Origin of the sequence: Romboutsia timonensis (assembly GCF_900106845.1) — a bacterium.
GTDB classification, from domain to species: Bacteria; Bacillota; Clostridia; order Peptostreptococcales; family Peptostreptococcaceae; genus Romboutsia; species Romboutsia timonensis.
In genome coordinates this window covers 26,071-43,716 of record NZ_LT629862.1, presented here as the reverse complement: position 1 = coordinate 43,716, position 17,646 = coordinate 26,071, and the positions used below count along the sequence as shown (strand labels likewise).

16 protein-coding genes, 1 rRNA gene and 1 pseudogene are annotated in these 17,646 nt (G+C 27.9%); 13 read left to right on the top strand and 5 right to left on the bottom strand.

Annotation, left to right across the window (positions count from 1 at the left end; all coding sequences use genetic code 11):
- The first annotated feature begins 339 nt into the window (after positions 1-339).
- The 5 genes and pseudogenes from BN7997_RS14375 to BN7997_RS14355 all read left to right on the top strand — a co-directional run bounded on the left by BN7997_RS14375 (position 340) and on the right by BN7997_RS14355 (position 6,557).
- Positions 340-1,094: pseudogene (locus BN7997_RS14375) on the top strand (MerR family transcriptional regulator).
- A gap of 380 nt (positions 1,095-1,474) precedes the next feature.
- Entirely contained in the window at positions 1,475-2,167 is a 693-nt protein-coding gene (locus BN7997_RS14370; protein WP_071121513.1) for a response regulator transcription factor, read from the top strand.
- Positions 2,164-3,405: a sensor histidine kinase gene (locus tag BN7997_RS14365; protein ID WP_071121512.1), complete on the top strand. Its 1,242-nt coding sequence runs from the start codon at positions 2,164-2,166 to the stop codon at positions 3,403-3,405. The genes BN7997_RS14370 and BN7997_RS14365 overlap by 4 nt, the downstream gene beginning before the upstream one ends.
- Positions 3,406-3,481: 76 nt before the next feature.
- Positions 3,482-4,165 (top strand): ABC transporter ATP-binding protein, encoded by a 684-nt coding sequence (locus BN7997_RS14360; protein ID WP_071121511.1) that lies wholly within the window; start codon positions 3,482-3,484, stop codon positions 4,163-4,165.
- Positions 4,158-6,557 carry an ABC transporter permease gene (locus tag BN7997_RS14355; protein ID WP_071121510.1) on the top strand — a complete coding sequence of 800 codons (2,400 nt, stop codon included), beginning with the start codon at positions 4,158-4,160 and terminating at the stop codon, positions 6,555-6,557. The genes BN7997_RS14360 and BN7997_RS14355 overlap by 8 nt, the downstream gene beginning before the upstream one ends.
- A 62-nt stretch (positions 6,558-6,619) precedes the next feature.
- On the opposite strand, the gene BN7997_RS14350 is transcribed toward BN7997_RS14355, so the two are convergent.
- Positions 6,620-6,892, bottom strand: coding sequence for a hypothetical protein (locus BN7997_RS14350; RefSeq protein WP_071121509.1), 273 nt, complete (start codon positions 6,890-6,892; stop codon positions 6,620-6,622).
- A gap of 333 nt (positions 6,893-7,225) precedes the next feature.
- On the opposite strand from BN7997_RS14350, the gene splB reads away from it, so the two are divergent.
- The 6 genes from splB to BN7997_RS14320 all read left to right on the top strand — a co-directional run bounded on the left by splB (position 7,226) and on the right by BN7997_RS14320 (position 11,071).
- Positions 7,226-8,248: a spore photoproduct lyase gene (gene splB / locus BN7997_RS14345; RefSeq protein WP_071121508.1), complete on the top strand. Its 1,023-nt coding sequence runs from the start codon at positions 7,226-7,228 to the stop codon at positions 8,246-8,248.
- A 101-nt stretch (positions 8,249-8,349) separates the two neighbouring features.
- The gene (locus BN7997_RS14340; protein ID WP_071121507.1) at positions 8,350-8,613 is read left to right on the top strand and encodes a hypothetical protein; all 264 of its coding nucleotides are present in this window, start codon (positions 8,350-8,352) and stop codon (positions 8,611-8,613) included.
- 151 nt (positions 8,614-8,764) lie between these two features.
- On the top strand, positions 8,765-9,268 hold the full coding sequence (locus BN7997_RS14335; protein ID WP_071121506.1) for a metallophosphoesterase family protein: 504 nt from the start codon (positions 8,765-8,767) through the stop codon (positions 9,266-9,268).
- A gap of 32 nt (positions 9,269-9,300) precedes the next feature.
- Positions 9,301-10,128, top strand: a complete 828-nt coding sequence (locus BN7997_RS14330; RefSeq protein WP_071121505.1) for a DUF5685 family protein — start codon at positions 9,301-9,303, stop codon at positions 10,126-10,128.
- Positions 10,129-10,569, top strand: a complete 441-nt coding sequence (locus BN7997_RS14325; RefSeq protein ID WP_071121504.1) for a hypothetical protein — start codon at positions 10,129-10,131, stop codon at positions 10,567-10,569. It begins immediately after the preceding gene.
- A 10-nt stretch (positions 10,570-10,579) separates the two neighbouring features.
- Positions 10,580-11,071 carry a hypothetical protein gene (locus BN7997_RS14320; RefSeq protein WP_071121503.1) on the top strand — a complete coding sequence of 164 codons (492 nt, stop codon included), beginning with the start codon at positions 10,580-10,582 and terminating at the stop codon, positions 11,069-11,071.
- A gap of 56 nt (positions 11,072-11,127) precedes the next feature.
- Here BN7997_RS14320 and BN7997_RS14315 read toward each other — a convergent pair whose 3' ends face one another.
- Both BN7997_RS14315 and BN7997_RS14310 read right to left on the bottom strand, forming a co-directional pair.
- On the bottom strand, positions 11,128-11,883 hold the full coding sequence (locus BN7997_RS14315) for a hypothetical protein (protein ID WP_071121502.1): 756 nt from the start codon (positions 11,881-11,883) through the stop codon (positions 11,128-11,130).
- 79 nt (positions 11,884-11,962) lie between these two features.
- Complete coding sequence (locus tag BN7997_RS14310; protein WP_071121501.1) at positions 11,963-12,691, bottom strand: HAD family hydrolase; 729 nt, start codon at positions 12,689-12,691, stop codon at positions 11,963-11,965.
- A 208-nt stretch (positions 12,692-12,899) separates the two neighbouring features.
- Between BN7997_RS14310 and BN7997_RS14305 the strand changes: the two genes are divergently transcribed.
- Positions 12,900-13,982: a hypothetical protein gene (locus tag BN7997_RS14305; RefSeq protein ID WP_071121500.1), complete on the top strand. Its 1,083-nt coding sequence runs from the start codon at positions 12,900-12,902 to the stop codon at positions 13,980-13,982.
- Between the two features lie 132 nt (positions 13,983-14,114).
- Here the strand turns inward: BN7997_RS14305 and BN7997_RS14300 are convergent, their stop codons facing one another.
- A complete protein-coding gene (locus tag BN7997_RS14300) occupies positions 14,115-14,564 on the bottom strand; it encodes a hypothetical protein (protein WP_071121499.1) in 450 nt (149 codons plus the stop codon).
- Positions 14,565-14,824: 260 nt separating this feature from the next.
- Positions 14,825-15,472, bottom strand: a complete 648-nt coding sequence (trhA, locus tag BN7997_RS14295) for a PAQR family membrane homeostasis protein TrhA (RefSeq protein ID WP_071121498.1) — start codon at positions 15,470-15,472, stop codon at positions 14,825-14,827.
- A gap of 528 nt (positions 15,473-16,000) precedes the next feature.
- Here trhA and BN7997_RS14290 point away from each other — a divergent pair.
- Positions 16,001-17,503 (top strand): 16S ribosomal RNA (locus tag BN7997_RS14290).
- Positions 17,504-17,646: the final 143 nt, after the last annotated feature.

Below are 17,646 nucleotides of genomic sequence, written 5' to 3'. Positions count from 1 at the left end.
AACTTAATCTTTACATCAAGTTCAAAACCACTCTTTCTATTGCGACTAGAAGAGTGGTTTTTTATTTTATCATATATGTAATTGGTAATTAAACCAATAGTACATATTATACCTAAGATAAATTTTATTGTCAGTTCCATATAGCTTACACCTCCTTCCTACTTACTGTAGGAACTTGGGTTATATGAAACCACCACTCTCAGACTGTAATTTCTATTGTATTATATCATAAGGTAAAAATTTATACTAATAAATTTAAGTTTATATAAATTTTTAATAATAAATGTATTGACCCTAACATTGTGTAATACCTTAATATAAACTCAGGAGGTGGAAATAATGTATAAAATAAATGAAGTATCAAAACTAACTGGTGTAAGTATAAGAATGTTACATCATTACGATAAAATAAGACTCTTAGAACCGAGTAAAAGAACAGATTCAAATTATAGAATGTATAATGATGATGACATAGCAAGACTTTATCAAATATTGCTGTTTAAAGAATTAGAATTTCCCCTTCAAGAAATAAAGCAAATATTAGATGATAAAGACTTTAATAGAGAGGAAGTTTTAAAAGCTCAACGTAATCTTATATTTGAAAAGAAACAAAGACTAGAGAGAATACTAGAATCAATAGATGATACTATTGAAAGTTTAGGAGGCAATGTTATGAGTAAAGATAATTTTAAAGCATTTGGTTATGAAGAAGTAAAAAAACATCAAGAAAAATACAAAGAAGAAACAGAAAAGAGATACGGAAATAGCGATGCTTATAAAGAAAGCCAAGAAAAAACATCAAAATATTCTAAAAATGATTGGGAAAATATCATGGGAGAAGCTAGTGTTATATATGAAGAACTAGCAAAGTTAAGGGACAAAGTCTATCAGATAAACTAGTTCAAGATTTAGTTGAACAGTGGAGAAATCATATAAGTGCTAATTTCTATAACTGTACTATAGAAATATTTAGAGGTCTTGCTCTTATGTATGTAGCGGATGAAAGATTTACTAAAAATATTGATAAGTATGGAGAAGGATTAGCTCAGTTTATGAGTGATGCAATGAATATATATTGTGATAATAATGGATAATAAATAATGGAAAAACCTCAGTAAATGAATTTATTGAGGTTTTTATAATTATAGAAATATGTAAAATTATGATATAATCTAGTTTAAAAGAAATTATAGTTTACTTATGTAGTAAAATAAAAAAGCAACTCTCGCCAAAGAGTAATTTTGAACTTGATATAAAAAATAAAGTTTAAAAAATCCAAATAATCAATGGGGAGTAATACCCTAAATACATAGACTGTAATTTCTTTTTATATTATTATTACATCAGAATATCAATTCAAATAAGCTAAATCCTATTTAATAAACTAAAGATAATTTCAAAAATATTAATAAATATACTAATTTAACTTAGTTTTATTAAAATTAGTATATAAAATATAACAAGGAGCTAAATAATGGGGAATATATTACTTTTAGAAGATGACAAATCTCTAAACAGAGGAATCAGTTTCAAGCTAAAAAAAGAAGGATATAATGTATGTACAGCTTTTAACATAAAAGAAGCTAAAGATGTTTTTGAAAATAATAAAGTAGATTTAATAATTTCAGATGTTGGACTTCCTGACGGAAGTGGATTTGATTTTTGTGAAGAAATAAGAAAAATCAGTAATGTACATATAATAATGCTAACTGCACTAGACCAAGAAATAGATATAGTAGCAGGATATGACATTGGAGCAGATGATTATATAACAAAACCATTTAGTTTAATAGTGCTAATATCAAAAGTTAATGCATTCATGAGAAGAATCGGAAATACAATAATAGAAAATATAATATTTTGTGATAAATTAAAATTTGATTATGTAGAAAATAAATTAACTAAAGATAAAGAAGAGATACTTCTAAGTAAAAATGAAGGAAAATTATTAAAATACTTAATGGAAAATTCAAGTCAAACGGTTACAAAGGAGAAATTAATGGAAGCTCTTTGGGATATTGATGGAAACTTTGTTGATGAAAATACAGTAGCAGTTAATATAAGAAGACTTAGACAAAAGGTAGAGGATAATCCATCTGAGCCAGAATATATAAAAAATATAAGAGGTGTGGGATATACCTTTGCAAAGAGGTGTATAAAAAAATGATAAATATAATAAGAAAAGAACCTGTAATAAAAAAATCAATATTTATAATGATGATGAGCATAATAGTTATATTTAGCATTTTCACAGTATTTCAATACAATAACTTAAAGAATATATATTTAGAGCAAGAAAATATAAACAAAAGAGTAGTAGGAATACTAGTAAATAAATATCCTCAACAAGAGGTAGATATAGTTAAATCCATATATAAACAAGATAATCGATATTTAGACTTAGGAGCAAAAACTTTAGACAAGTATGGATATGATAATAACTATAATATGTATGAAAATGTAAATTTCAAAGAACATTTGAAATATTTCCTGGTAAATAATTTAACTGTTTTTGTAATAATAATTATTCTAGTGTCATTTATAGTATTTAACTTTACTAAATATATGTATAACCGATTATTAAAAGTAAATAGTGATATAGAAAATATAATAAATAATAAATATATAGCACAGGAAGAATTTAAAGAAGAGGGTGTAGTTAACAGAATATATACAGATTTAAATAAGTTATCAAGAAGTTTGAATTTGAAAATAAGTAGTTTAGATAAAGAAAAGGAAAGCATAAAAGAATTAGTAACAGATATATCACATCAATTAAAAACACCACTAGCATCATTAAAATTATATAATACATTATTAATAGAAGAAGAACTTGATGATGAGGATAGAATTGAGTTTTTAAAGACGAATGAAATGTCTATTAATAAATTACATAATCTCATAGATTCATTAGTTAATATATCTAGGCTAGAAGCAAGCATGATAAACATTAAAATAGAAAATAAAAGTATAAAACAAACTTTGATAAAAGCTATAAATAGCACAGTACCCAAAGCTAATCAAAAAAATATAAATATAAATATAGAGGATTTTGAAGATATAGAAATTCCTCATGATACAAAATGGACAGAAGAAAGTATATTCAATGTATTAGAAAATGCAGTTAAATATAGCTCTGAAAATAAAGATATAAATGTACAAGTTTCAGAAACTATAAACTTTATAAGGATAGATATTAAAGATAATGGTATTGGAATTGATAAGTCGGAGTACAACAATATATTTAAAAGATTTTATAGAAGTGAAAAAGTTGATGATATTGAAGGTTCAGGGATAGGTCTTTATTTAAGTAGGAAGATACTAGAGAAACAAGGTGGAAACATTATAGTATCATCACAAAAAGAACAAGGAAGTAAATTTTCTTTATTCCTTACAAAAGTGTAAGACTAGTTGTAAGTGATTTGAAAGACTTAGGTTGTATTATTAAAGTATAAATAATACAGATAAGGGGAAAAGAAAAATGAATATATTAAAAACTAGTAATTTAAAGAAATATTATGGAAATGGTGAAAATTTAGTTAAAGCAATAGACAATGCCAATATAGATATAAAAGAAGGTGAGTTTGTAGCTATAGTTGGTAAATCAGGATCTGGAAAAAGTACATTACTTCATATGATGGGTGGACTTGATAATCCAACAGAAGGAAAGGTATACATAAACGATAAAGATATATTCTCTCTGAAAGAAGAGGAACTAGCTATATTTAGAAGAAGAAATATAGGGTTTATATTCCAAAATTTCAATCTAATACCATCACTTAATGTATGGGAGAATATAACGCTTCCTGTAGGGCTTGATGGAAAAGAAATTAATAAGCCATTTGTAACTGATATTATAAATTCTTTAGGTTTAGAAAGTAAAGTAGATGCACTACCGAATACATTATCAGGTGGGCAACAACAAAGAGTTGCTATAGCTCGTGCATTAGTAGCAAGACCTGCAATAATACTTGCAGATGAGCCAACAGGAAATCTAGATTCTAAAACTTCTGATGAAGTTATGAGCTTATTAAAAACTATGATAAAAAAATACAATCAAACATTAGTAATGATAACTCATGATGAAACAATTGCTCAAATGGCTGATAGAGTAATATATATAGAAGATGGTAAAGTAGTAAAGGGTGGTGTTACAAATGATTAATATCACTAAAATAGCTAAAAATAATATAAAATACAACAAATCAAAAAGTATATTAATTATTTTAACTATATTTTTAGCAACTACATTATTATCATCAGTAGCAATGGTTGGATTAGATTGGACTGAAGTAAATAAAAGAAATGTAATACAGTATTATGGAAGTTATCATGGATTGTATGGAAGAGTTGATGAAACTAAATATGAAAAAATCAAATCTCATGCAGATATAGATTCAACAGGAATAATAAATGGAATTGGTTCTATGAAAGAATATGAAGATGAAACTAAAATAGCATTAGCTTATGTTGATGAAAATGCATTTAAATTTAATGCATTTAAATTAGTAGATGGTAAGCTACCTGTTAATAAAAATGAAATAGCTATAGATGATATGGCTCTAAAAAAATTGGGATATGAAGAAAAATTAAATCAAACAATAGAAATAGAATATGAAGATTATGCAAGTGGCGAAATAGTAATAAAAGATTTTATAGTAACAGGAATAACCAAATCAAGTGAAAGTGCACAAGTAAAAAAATCATACTCAATAATAGTATCTAATGACTATATGAACAGTACTAGAGATATGTCTAAAGAAAACTTTAATGTATTCTTCACTTTAAAAAATGGAGATAACATGTATGCTGATGATATGGAAATGATGATAGGCGAAATTGGAGAAAACTTTGGTATAAAAAAAGTTTACACAGCAGTAAATGAAAATTACATAAATTTATCAAAGCCAGATCCTTCTGTTATAACATCAATTGTAGTTATATGCTTAGTTATAATACTTTCTAGTATACTTGTAATATACAATATATTCTATTTATCAATAATAACTAAAGTTCAAGAATTTGGGAAGTTAAGAGCGATAGGTACTACTAAAAAACAAATTAAAAAAATAATTTTAAAAGAAGGTATGTATCTATCTGTAATAGCTATACCTCTTGGGTTAGTGGCAGGGTACATTATAAGTGAAGTAATAGCAAAATATTTATTATTATCAGATGTTAGTGTATCCAAATGGTTAACAGCTTTAGCAATAGGATTAATAAGTATAATAACTGTATATGTATCTTTAATAAAGCCTATGAAAGTAGCATCTAAAGTATCTATAGTAGAAGCGGTAAAATATAACGGAGAGTCAACTACTAAGAAAAAAACTAGAAAAGGTTATGATTATATAAATGTATCAAGACTTACAAAAGCCAACTTATCATCTAATAAAAAACGTACTTATGTGACACTCTTATCACTTACATTAAGTGGAATACTATATATAGTGGTATCTTGTGCATTGAGTAGTATGGACGCAGAAAAAATGGCAAAACTTCATTCCTCGCATGATATAGTGATAAGATTAGATAATTATACTTTTGGAGATAAAACTAGTCCAAATACAGAGCTTAATATATTACAAAAGAAAAATTTACTGAGTGATGAATTTATAAATGAATTAAAAAAAATTAATGGTGTAAAGGATGTAGAAGTCACATCAAATATGATAAAATCAGAAATTCTAAATCTAGAACTAGAAGAAGATTTTTATGATATTATTGGAATAGATGAAAGTGCTGAAAATGATTTGGAAGATATGGAGTTATATCTACAAGATGGAGAAATAGACTTAGAAAAATTAAAATCTGGCGAAGAAATGATATTAAACTTTTCAATGTATGCAGATATGTATGATATAAAAGTAGGAGATATTTTATCTTTTGAATTGTATGATGGAGAAGATATTATAAAAAAAGATTTTAAAATTCAAGCTATAACAGATGGACCGGGAGTATTCGTAATACATAATAATATAATGGATAAGCTAGTTAAAACAAATACAAGACATAGTATTGGATTGACTATAGAGAAAAATGCTTATAATGAAGTAAAAGCATATGTAGAATCCCTTGTAAAAGCAAATGAAAATTTAAATGGTAGCTATATAGATGTAGAAATAGCATCTAGTGAATTAGCTATAAAAATAACTAAGATTATGGGATATAGCTTAGTTGTATTAATAGGAGTTATAGGATTTATAAATCTAATAAACTCTATGATAACAAGTATAATAACAAGAAAAAAAGAATTAGGTATGTTACAAGCAATAGGGCTTACTAATAAACAATTAGTACAAATGCTAAATAAAGAAGCAATGTTTTACACATCATTTATGTTAATAGGCTCATTAACAATAGGAAATATAATAGGATATAGTGCAGTTCAAGCTATGAGAAAATCAGGAATGTCTTATGCAGTATATGTTCTTCCTATTAATCAAATGATAATAATGATTGTATGTATAGTATTAGCCCAATTTATTTTAACTTATTTAATAAGTAAAAACTTTAATAAAGAATCTCTAATAGATAGAGTTAGATATAGTGAATAAAATTATATTTACTTAATAAATGCCTACAAGTACTGATTGTATTTGTAGGCATTTTATTTATTTTATACTAATAAAAAGTTTATATGTAAAAATCCTTCTTTAACTCCATCAATTTGAACTTCTGTTATTTTACAATTTCTAACTTCTCCATTTAGATTAACTTCAACTATCTTATCTCCACCATTGGCATCTAAATATCTTTGAAATTCAGTTTTATGAATTTCTATAGGTATACTATTATCTAATTTATTTCCATAAATAACAGCAGGTATATAACCTCTGCTTCTTATAGCTTTAGTTTTTTCATTTAAATCTCTGTTTAGTGCGTTTAGCATATTTTTTATCCCCCTTATAATCTATAAAAATTTAAGGCTTGTTTACCCATAATAAATAATATTTAAATAAGCATCTAATTATTCATAAAAAATAAAAATAATTTATCTGATAGGCTATGTTAGCTAACTTTGTGTTATAAATGCTAGTAATAATGTTTATCTTATAAATTAATTTTTAATGTAATTATAAAGATATTGAAATTACTATATTTAAAAATCAACTATCACAGACAAAGCTAACAGCGCCATCTGATAATTTTAACTTAGTATAGATAGATTAAAAATGAATAAAATAACAACGATATATACATTTTAAAAAAAGGATGTGGGATAATGTTCAAGCCTAAACGAGTTTTATTTGAAAAGGGTACTTTAGATACAGAAGTTGGACAAAATATATATAATATGATAAAAGATGATAAGAACATAGAAGTAATAAAGTTAACATCAAATAAAATTAAAGGAAATATACCTGGAGAAAATTTATTTGAACAGTATCGAGAAGGAAAAGAAACAATGGTAGTAAGTTATAAAAAAAGCTTAAAATTTCAGACATGTAAGCCTTCAGCTAATTATCAATTACCATTAGTTTCTGGTTGTATGGGAAGATGTGAATACTGTTATTTAAATACACAACTAGGAGATAAGCCGTTTGTGAGGGTTTTTGTTAATACTGATGATATTTTAGAACAAGCAAAAAAATATATAGATGAAAGGTCTCCACATATTACAATATTTGAAGGTGCAGCCACATCAGACCCTATACCTATAGAACCATATACACATTCATTAAAAAAGACTATAGAGTTTTTGGGTAAAGAAGAAAAAGGAAGATTTAGGTTTGTAACTAAATTTAATGATATAGATACGTTGCTTGATGCAAAACATAATAATCATACGGAAATAAGATTTAGTATAAATACACAAAGAGTTATTGATGAGTATGAACATCACACTGCATCAGCTAATAAAAGAATAGAAGCAGCTGTTAAAGTAGGCAAAGCTGGATATCAGATAGGATTTATAATAGCACCAGTATTTTTATATGAAAATTGGAAAGAGGAATATAAACATTTAATACAAAGTATAAAAGAAAAATTACCAGAAGATTTTAATGAAAAAATCATATTTGAAGTTATATCACATAGGTATACAAGTAGGGCAAAAAATAGAATACTAGAAATATTTCCAGAAACAACATTACCTATGAATGATGAAGATAGAAAGTTTAAATATGGTCAATTTGGATATGGAAAATACTTATATAATAAAGAAGATTTAACAGATATGAAGGAATTTTTTATGGAGAATTTAAAAAGTATATTTCCAAATAGTATAGTGAAATACATAATTTAATATCCATAATCAAAAGTGGAAAAATTAAAACTATAGTAATAATATATTAAAATTTATATATACTTTATTGATATGATTAAATCAATATTGGAGGAATATAAATGATAATGTATTTAAGAAATAATGGATATAAAAAAGGTAATCAAAGTAATATTCCTAATGTTTTTGCATTTACTATGATAAGAAACTTTTTAAATGATAAAAGCTATGAAGAAATGAGAAGGGAGTATTTTATTAGAGACCTAACTCCAAACGAAGTAAATCAAAGTATGAGAGATATAAAATGGCTATTTAGAGAATATAAAGGACTAGATGTTATAACAATTGAAAATAAAAAAGGTGACATAACGAAGTTTATATTATAAATGAGACCCTCTTGATGAGGGTCTTTATTTATAGTAATTTACAATATAATTGTATAAATAGAATATGGAAATTATAATATTATTTGCTTAAAATAAAAATTATCTGGAAACAATTATATAAACAAAATTGTAAATTGTAGGAGAGTTTATAATGATAGGATTAATATCGGATACACATGGTTTACTAAGAGAAGAAGTAGTGTATAATTTAAGTAACTGTAACTTAATAATACATACAGGTGATATAGGTAAATTTGAAGTTATAGAAAATTTAGAGAAAATAGCTAAGGTAGAATTCATAAGAGGAAATTGCGATAAAGATAAAAATATAGCAAAAGAAGATAAAATAATAGACGTATATAATATAAGAATATACTTAGTTCATGATATATCAAAAGTGAATATAGACTTAAAAGAAGAAAATGTAGATATTGTTGTATATGGTCATTCTCATAAAAGTAATATATATGAGGATAAAGGTATACTTTATATAAATCCTGGGTCAGTTGGACCACGAAGATTTAATCTACCTATATCTATGGCAAAGCTTAAGATATTAGATAATGAACGCTATTATGACTCATTAAAATTAATTGATAAAAATATTTATAGATATAAATGCTATGAAGTAGAATTTATACCTATAGTAATATAAATATTATATTTATATACTAGAAAGGAATGTTTATGTTTGGATATGTAAAAATAAACAAAATGGATTTAACTTTTAGAGAATATGAACATTATAGAGGTTATTATTGTGGTTTATGTAAGTATTTAAAAGATAATCATGGTGAAATATCTAGATTATCTTTAAATTATGATATAACATTCTTGATATTAATATTAACAGCAGTATATAAACCAAAATCTACTATAATAGAGGAAGGGTGTATAACAAATCCATTTAAAAAGAAAAAAAAGATAATAAATGAAATAACCGAATATGCAGCAAGTATGAATGTACTTTTAACATATTATAAATTAGAAGATAATTTAAAAGATGATAATGGATTAAAAGATAAAGTTGCATATACTATATACAAAGGAAGATTAAAATCTGCTTATGAAAAATATCCTAAAAAAGCTGAATTTATAAAAGGTCAATTAGAAACACTATATAATCTAGAACAAGAAAACAATACTAATATTGATTTAGTGTCAAATACATTTGGAAACTTAATGGCAGAGATATTTGCATATAAAGAAGATGAATTTGAAAAGGACTTAAGGCAGATTGGATTTAACATAGGCAAATATATATACTTATTAGATGCCTATGAGGATTTAGAGAAAGATTATAAAAAAGGTAGGTATAATCCTTTTATAGGGTACATAGACAGAAGAGAAGAGTTAAAAGTACGAGTAGATAAATTAATAAGTATGACATTGGGAATGGTAGGTAGAAGAATCGATAACTTAAATCTAAAAACTAATACAGCAATAATAGAGAATATCGTATATTCAGGAGTATACCTAAGATATCAAAATATATTAGAGGAGGGTATTAAATAAATGTATAGTAATGTATATGATAATAAATTTATAAATATAAAGGAACTTATTGATAATAGTGAGTTTGAGAAAGCTTACAATGCTTTAAAAAGTATAAGTGAAAGATGTTCTAAATGGTACTATCTAAATTCATTATCTGCTATGAATTTGGGATATTATGAAGAAGGTGAAGAGAGTATAACAAAAGCTTCAGAGATGGATCCTGAAAATAAGGACTATAAAGCTCTTTTAGAAAGTTATAACTTTTATAGAGATGATTATAGGGATAGATCTTATAACTATAATAGAAGAAGACGTTCTGACTTAGGTGGATGTTGTTGCTGCTGTTGTGATGATTGTTGTTGTTGCTTAGGTGATGATTGTTGTGATGATTTTATGACACTATGGTGTTTAGATTCATGTTGTGAATGCTTCGGTGGAGATTTAGTGAGTTGTTTCTAAGGGTGATTTAATGAGTAGAAAAATAGCCTATAGTGGGATACTATTAGCGATAAACTTGATTTTATTGTTACTAATAAATGTTATACCGATTAACACATTATTTCTTATGGGCTTAGCATCACTTCCAATAGCTATAATAATAATGGAATATGGTCCTAAGAGTGGTTTTGTTTTTTATATAGCATCAGTTATTTTAGGTTTTATAGTAATTAATAGTAAATTTCAATGGGTATTAAACACTTTTACATTTGGAATATACGGTTTGATAAAATATATTATTGAAAGAGATAGACCTGTATATATAGAGTATTTTCTTAAAATATTATTTGCTAATGTAGCAATTTTAATAGTGTACTTTATATTAAAGCCATTTGTTTATATACCTGTAAATTTATTTACAGTATTAATTTTTGAAGTATTATTCATTGTATATGATAATATATATAGTTTATTTATAGAATATTACAACACAAGACTAAGAAAAATAATAAAACAAATATAATAAAAAGAGATATGAGTTATTATTTATATGTTATAATTCATATCTCTTTTTATTATTTATTTTAATTTAAAGTAATCTTTTTGTTGATTGCTTATAGCTTTCTCACATTTACCACATGCGTAGTAAGTCTCTCCTAAATCAAATTTATTTGAGTCTTTATTATAAATTAAGTTTCTTTTATCTATTATACCTGTACTTCTTAGGTCATTTTTACAGTTTATACAAGTAGTGATATTACATAAAGCCTCTAAGTCCTTAGGAGTAGTATTTTCAATTAAAGAGTTACAGTTGCAACAAATTACAGAATTAAGGTCTTCTTTAGCGATTTCTACTGGTTTATTTTCCTCAGGTGAAAACTTAAATATCTTGTTTTCACAAACTATATAACCAACTTCAAAAATATTTGATTTACACTTTTTACATATTACAGAAGGTATATTAATATCTTTATTTTTTGTTTTTATATTCGTTTTATCATTTTTGTTATTTTTAGATATTTCTTTATTTGGATTTTTTAAATTACTAAAGTAATCAGAAAGATCTTTATAGTTGTTTTGTCTTGCTACGTAAACCAGATGGTCATAAATAGTAGCAAATTCTTTATTTCTAGACTTCGCGTTGATATCTATAAGGTTATTGTCTATAGCATATTTTACTATAGAAATATAGTTGTATTTAGTTGCAAAAAACAGAACGAGTTCATCAAATATTCCTGAATTAACTTTATCTAAAAACTCTATCCATAAATCCGGTGATTCTAAATATAAATTTTTACTTAAAGTATCTAAATCTTTTTTTACACTAGATTTCATTATACATCCCTCCATTAGTAATTAAAAAAGGAGTACCTCAAGGTAATTAATTTAAATGAGATAATCCTTTTTATTATAATTATATGTCAAGTATATCTACATTTGGTGATAAAGAATAAATGATATCTTTTCTTTCAACTATTATTTGACTAGTTTTTGAAATAACAGGATCACTTGCAATATGAGATAAAAGTTCTTTAGTTGGATTTATAGCAATTGGATTCCCAACTCTTCTTAACATATTAATATCTCCATTAGTGTCACCATATGCATAGGATTTATTTAAATCAATATCATACTTTTCTACAAAACTATCTATAGCAGTATTCTTACTTCTTGAATCCCACATAGGTATAACCGTACCATTGAACATTTCATTTTCAAAAAGATAGTTACTTCCGATACAATCAGTTACATTATATTTTTTAGCCATTTTTTCGACTAAAAAACCTGGACTTCCAGATATGAAAATTACAATATGATTATTATCTAAATGCCATTTTATTCTTGAACGAGTATATTTATATACTCTATCAGATTTTAACTTTATTACTTGATCGCTAGTAAAATCTATACAAGTTTTATCTAATCCGATTAAGGATTTTACATATAGATCACATATTTCATCTAAGTAATCATCATAGTGGCCTTGTCTCTTATCCCAGTCCATAAAAGTATCTCTAGCATGCTCAAACCATGCTTTTTGGTCGATTATATCATATTTAATTAATTTTTTAAAATGTTCAACCATAAGAGAATCTCTATAAAGAGTACCGTCTATATCAAAAAAAGCTGCTATTTTTCCCATAAAATCACCTCGATTAACCGTTTATTTTATTATATTATAAAAAATGGATGAGTTGTAAAATTATATAAAATAATTTAGAATTATTTTTATTATTTAATGAAAGTATAGTTAGTTTATAGTATATTCAAAAACATGTGTCTTAATTATGATTAATTCGTTAAATTGAAGAAAATAATAAAGGTATATATGATAATAAGGATGTGATTTAATGAAATTTAATTTTGCAAAGGTTACAAACTCAAGGCTTATGGGGACAATGGGACTTTTAATAAATTGGGAAGATAAACAGGATAAAATAGTACAGTACTTTTTACTAGATGCAGAAGGTCTTGGATTAGCTGATTATGTTAGCTTAAAAAATCCTACAAAAGATGAAGCACATAGAGAAGAAGAAAGACTTATGGGTGGATTAGGATCAGATAGAATAAGAATATCTGAAGATGAGGCCTTATTTTTGGTTAAATATTTTGGTAATAAAAATTCATATTATGAAAAACCTCTTCCAGGTGAAGTTGAGGAGTACATAGATATTATAAATAAATATGAAACTAACTTAAATATAGAAGATATATATATGAAGATATGTAAACCTATAAAAGATGAGGTAGAATTTATAAACTATATGACTATGAGGTTTATAGCTTGGGATAGAGAAAGCCTAAGATATTTCTCTAGTAGTGAAGAAATAGCAAACATGCATATAACAAATATAAATGGAACATTATTAAAAAATACTGTAATACCTAAAGGTAATAAAAGATATATAAGTGAAGCTTTATATGAAGATAATGATGGATATTATACATCTAAGATAGCTTTTAGTATAGAAGAAAATCAAGATAGATTTAAAATAAGCTCTATGGTTGTAACTGATAAAGAGCCTATATTTGATTTTGAGGTTTTTGATGAGATATCTAAGCCTGAGTTTGTAAGTATTTACTCTATAAATAGAGTAGATGAATTTCTAGATATATTTTATAAAGATAATCCATTTGTATTAAAAAGTGATATGGAAAATGGTACATTCTTTACAAGGTTTAATTTTAATAATGATCATGTTAAGGAGAATGTATATGTAATTAATAATGATATTAAAGCGATATACTATCAAATGGAAAATGAATTTTTCGTAGGAACTTATAGTGATAAAGATAGAAAGTATATAAATAAGATATTGCAGTGTAATTATAAAGAATATCTAGATATTAAAGAAGAGTTATACTTTGAAGAAAATGTATTATATGATTTTGTTGAATCAGAATCAAATGACTTCTATGATTTTTTAGATTAAGGTAAATTAAATAAAGCCATGAATGATTATTCATGGCTTTATTTTGTATTTATAATATTGGGGGAATATTATGAGGAATACATTTATATTATAGACAGACATAAATTTCTTATACTATCTATTATAAAAAAATTACATTTCTTCCTCATCAAATTCCTCCATATTTATAGGAGTCATTCCAGGCATCATCATATAAGGTGTCATAGGAGTCATTCCAGGCATCATCATGCAAGGCATAGGTTGCATTTGTCCACTCATCATCATCTGCATCATCATTTGCATCATATTAGGTGGAATTATTCCAGGCATCATAGGTTGCATTTGTTGTTGCATAATATCAATATACATATCGTCTTGATTATATTCCTCATCATACTCCTCGGAATCGATAGGATTTGGATACATAAAAGGATTATACATAAAAGGGTTCATATAAGTCATATATCCGCCCATTGTATTTGGATTCATTTGCATACCACTGGAGTTTACATACATCATAGGATCTATATAAGGTCTAGGGTATATATAGCTAGCATCCAAATCATCATTATATTGCTTATTTGAATACATATCAAAATTCATATTAAATTACACCTCCCAAAAGAATATACATAAATACTATAAATTTGCTTTAATAATATATATATTAGAAAAAATATTAATATGTGCATTTTATCTATTAATTAAAAAAACTCTATGTTAAATGGAAGAAAATAAATGACTTATTGAATATGAATATATAGTTTTATATGTATAATTAATAATATGAGGTGTATAGAAACTTATAAAAGCGTGATTCACACATAGTTATGAATCACGCTTTTATAAGTTTGATAGGTATACTATATTACATACTTAAATACACATAAAAAGTGAGTTAGAGTACCGAGCATTATAAATATATGGAATATTTCATGGAAACCTAAATATTTAGACTTTAGAAAATTTGGTTTAGTAGCATAAATTACAGCTCCTATAGTATAGAACACACCTCCGATTATAAGTAGTGATAAACCTTGTGTAGATAGAGCTATTTTTAGTGGACCCATTAGGAATACAGCTATCCATCCCATTAGTACATAAATACTTGTAGAAAGCCACCTAGGGCAATTAAACCAAATTAATTTAAAACTTATTCCAACTATGGCGATAGTTATTATTATACTGAATAAAACCCATCCGGTAACACCTTTAAGTGCAATTAAACAAAAAGGAGTATACGATCCAGCTATTAAAAGAAAAATCATAGCATGGTCTAACCTTCTTAAGAAACTAATAACCTTATCACTAGAAACGACTAAGTGATAAGTAGCAGAAGCAGCATATAAAAGAATCATGCTTATTCCGAAAATTATTACTGCTGTTAAAGCTATAGTAGAATGACCTTGTAAAGCTGTTTTTATTACTAATGCAAGTAATCCTATAAATGATAATATTGCACCAGCTAAGTGGGTAAAACCATTTACGGGTTCCCTAAGATAATTGTTCATAAAAGACCTCCCAAAATAAAATAAGTAAAGTATGTTTTTAGTTATTATTAAAAAAGTTTGAGTTTTTGAATAGTATTATACTAATATTATACTCTCTATGTACAAAATCAGATATATTCTTAAAGAAAATTTAACAATTATTTTTATTTATATTATTATGAATAAAATATAAAATTATAAACATAGAATATAAACTTATTAATCAATAGTAAGCCAGGATATATGAAGTACTTTACTTTATTTATTAAAAAAATAAAAAAATAATTTAAAAAAGTGTTGACGATATAATTTTTAGATGGTATAGTTATACTTGTCCTTAAGGAAAGGGCAAAACAAAAGAAAAAACTTTAAAAAATAAGTTGACAAAGAAAAATAACTTTGATAAACTTAAGAAAGTTAAAAAATAGCGTCGACACAGTCGCTTAAGAAATGAACTTTGAAAATTAAACAGTAGGTTAATTTATAGAATTGAAACTAACAAACCAAGCCAGATATTCAGATAATGATAGTCTGAGCAGGTAACAACTTTTATTTGAGAGTTTGATCCTGGCTCAGGATGAACGCTGGCGGCGTGCCTAACACATGCAAGTCGAGCGATCTTCTTCGGAAGAGAGCGGCGGACGGGTGAGTAACGCGTGGGTAACCTGCCCTGTACACACGGATAACATACCGAAAGGTATGCTAATACGAGATAATATGCTTTTATCGCATGGTAGAAGTATCAAAGCTCCGGCGGTACAGGATGGACCCGCGTCTGATTAGCTAGTTGGTAAGGTAACGGCTTACCAAGGCGACGATCAGTAGCCGACCTGAGAGGGTGATCGGCCACATTGGAACTGAGACACGGTCCAAACTCCTACGGGAGGCAGCAGTGGGGAATATTGCACAATGGGCGAAAGCCTGATGCAGCAACGCCGCGTGAGCGATGAAGGCCTTCGGGTCGTAAAGCTCTGTCCTCAAGGAAGATAATGACGGTACTTGAGGAGGAAGCCCCGGCTAACTACGTGCCAGCAGCCGCGGTAATACGTAGGGGGCTAGCGTTATCCGGAATTACTGGGCGTAAAGGGTGCGTAGGTGGTTTCTTAAGTCAGAGGTGAAAGGCTACGGCTCAACCGTAGTAAGCCTTTGAAACTGGGAAACTTGAGTGCAGGAGAGGAGAGTGGAATTCCTAGTGTAGCGGTGAAATGCGTAGATATTAGGAGGAACACCAGTTGCGAAGGCGGCTCTCTGGACTGTAACTGACACTGAGGCACGAAAGCGTGGGGAGCAAACAGGATTAGATACCCTGGTAGTCCACGCCGTAAACGATGAGTACTAGCTGTCGGAGGTTACCCCCTTCGGTGGCGCAGCTAACGCATTAAGTACTCCGCCTGGGAAGTACGCTCGCAAGAGTGAAACTCAAAGGAATTGACGGGGACCCGCACAAGTAGCGGAGCATGTGGTTTAATTCGAAGCAACGCGAAGAACCTTACCTAAGCTTGACATCCTTTTGACCGATGCCTAATCGCATCTTTCCCTTCGGGGACAGAAGTGACAGGTGGTGCATGGTTGTCGTCAGCTCGTGTCGTGAGATGTTGGGTTAAGTCCCGCAACGAGCGCAACCCTTGCCTTTAGTTGCCAGCATTAAGTTGGGCACTCTAGAGGGACTGCCAGGGATAACCTGGAGGAAGGTGGGGATGACGTCAAATCATCATGCCCCTTATGCTTAGGGCTACACACGTGCTACAATGGGTGGTACAGAGGGCAGCCAAGTCGTGAGGCGGAGCTAATCCCTTAAAGCCATTCTCAGTTCGGATTGTAGGCTGAAACTCGCCTACATGAAGCTGGAGTTACTAGTAATCGCAGATCAGAATGCTGCGGTGAATGCGTTCCCGGGTCTTGTACACACCGCCCGTCACACCACGGGAGTTGGGGGCGCCCGAAGCCGGATTGCTAACCTTTTGGAAGCGTCCGTCGAAGGTGAAATCAATAACTGGGGTGAAGTCGTAACAAGGTAGCCGTATCGGAAGGTGCGGCTGGATCACCTCCTTTCTAAGGAGAATTGCCTACTGTTTAATTTTGAGGGTTCATTCCTCAATGTTAGTACCTTGAAAACTGCATAACATTTAGTGATATGACATCATTTTAAACATATACAGACAAGAAAAGTCTTTAAAATAACAACTTTAAGCACA

What these genes read in the sequence shown, in the direction of transcription:
- BN7997_RS14305 (WP_071121500.1), top strand. Translation starts at nt 12,900, where the DNA reads ATGAAATTTAATTTTGCAAAGGTTACAAACTCAAGGCTTATGGGGACA.
- BN7997_RS14320 (WP_071121503.1), top strand. Translation starts at nt 10,580, where the DNA reads ATGAGTAGAAAAATAGCCTATAGTGGGATACTATTAGCGATAAACTTG.
- BN7997_RS14315 (WP_071121502.1), bottom strand. Translation starts at nt 11,883, where the DNA reads ATGAAATCTAGTGTAAAAAAAGATTTAGATACTTTAAGTAAAAATTTA.
- BN7997_RS14310 (WP_071121501.1), bottom strand. Translation starts at nt 12,691, where the DNA reads ATGGGAAAAATAGCAGCTTTTTTTGATATAGACGGTACTCTTTATAGA.
- BN7997_RS14335 (WP_071121506.1), top strand. Translation starts at nt 8,765, where the DNA reads ATGATAGGATTAATATCGGATACACATGGTTTACTAAGAGAAGAAGTA.
- BN7997_RS14300 (WP_071121499.1), bottom strand. Translation starts at nt 14,564, where the DNA reads ATGAATTTTGATATGTATTCAAATAAGCAATATAATGATGATTTGGAT.
- BN7997_RS14370 (WP_071121513.1), top strand. Translation starts at nt 1,475, where the DNA reads ATGGGGAATATATTACTTTTAGAAGATGACAAATCTCTAAACAGAGGA.
- BN7997_RS14350 (WP_071121509.1), bottom strand. Translation starts at nt 6,892, where the DNA reads ATGCTAAACGCACTAAACAGAGATTTAAATGAAAAAACTAAAGCTATA.
- BN7997_RS14355 (WP_071121510.1), top strand. Translation starts at nt 4,158, where the DNA reads ATGATTAATATCACTAAAATAGCTAAAAATAATATAAAATACAACAAA.
- BN7997_RS14340 (WP_071121507.1), top strand. Translation starts at nt 8,350, where the DNA reads ATGATAATGTATTTAAGAAATAATGGATATAAAAAAGGTAATCAAAGT.
- BN7997_RS14360 (WP_071121511.1), top strand. Translation starts at nt 3,482, where the DNA reads ATGAATATATTAAAAACTAGTAATTTAAAGAAATATTATGGAAATGGT.
- splB (WP_071121508.1), top strand. Translation starts at nt 7,226, where the DNA reads ATGTTCAAGCCTAAACGAGTTTTATTTGAAAAGGGTACTTTAGATACA.
- BN7997_RS14325 (WP_071121504.1), top strand. Translation starts at nt 10,129, where the DNA reads ATGTATAGTAATGTATATGATAATAAATTTATAAATATAAAGGAACTT.
- BN7997_RS14330 (WP_071121505.1), top strand. Translation starts at nt 9,301, where the DNA reads ATGTTTGGATATGTAAAAATAAACAAAATGGATTTAACTTTTAGAGAA.
- trhA (WP_071121498.1), bottom strand. Translation starts at nt 15,472, where the DNA reads ATGAACAATTATCTTAGGGAACCCGTAAATGGTTTTACCCACTTAGCT.
- BN7997_RS14365 (WP_071121512.1), top strand. Translation starts at nt 2,164, where the DNA reads ATGATAAATATAATAAGAAAAGAACCTGTAATAAAAAAATCAATATTT.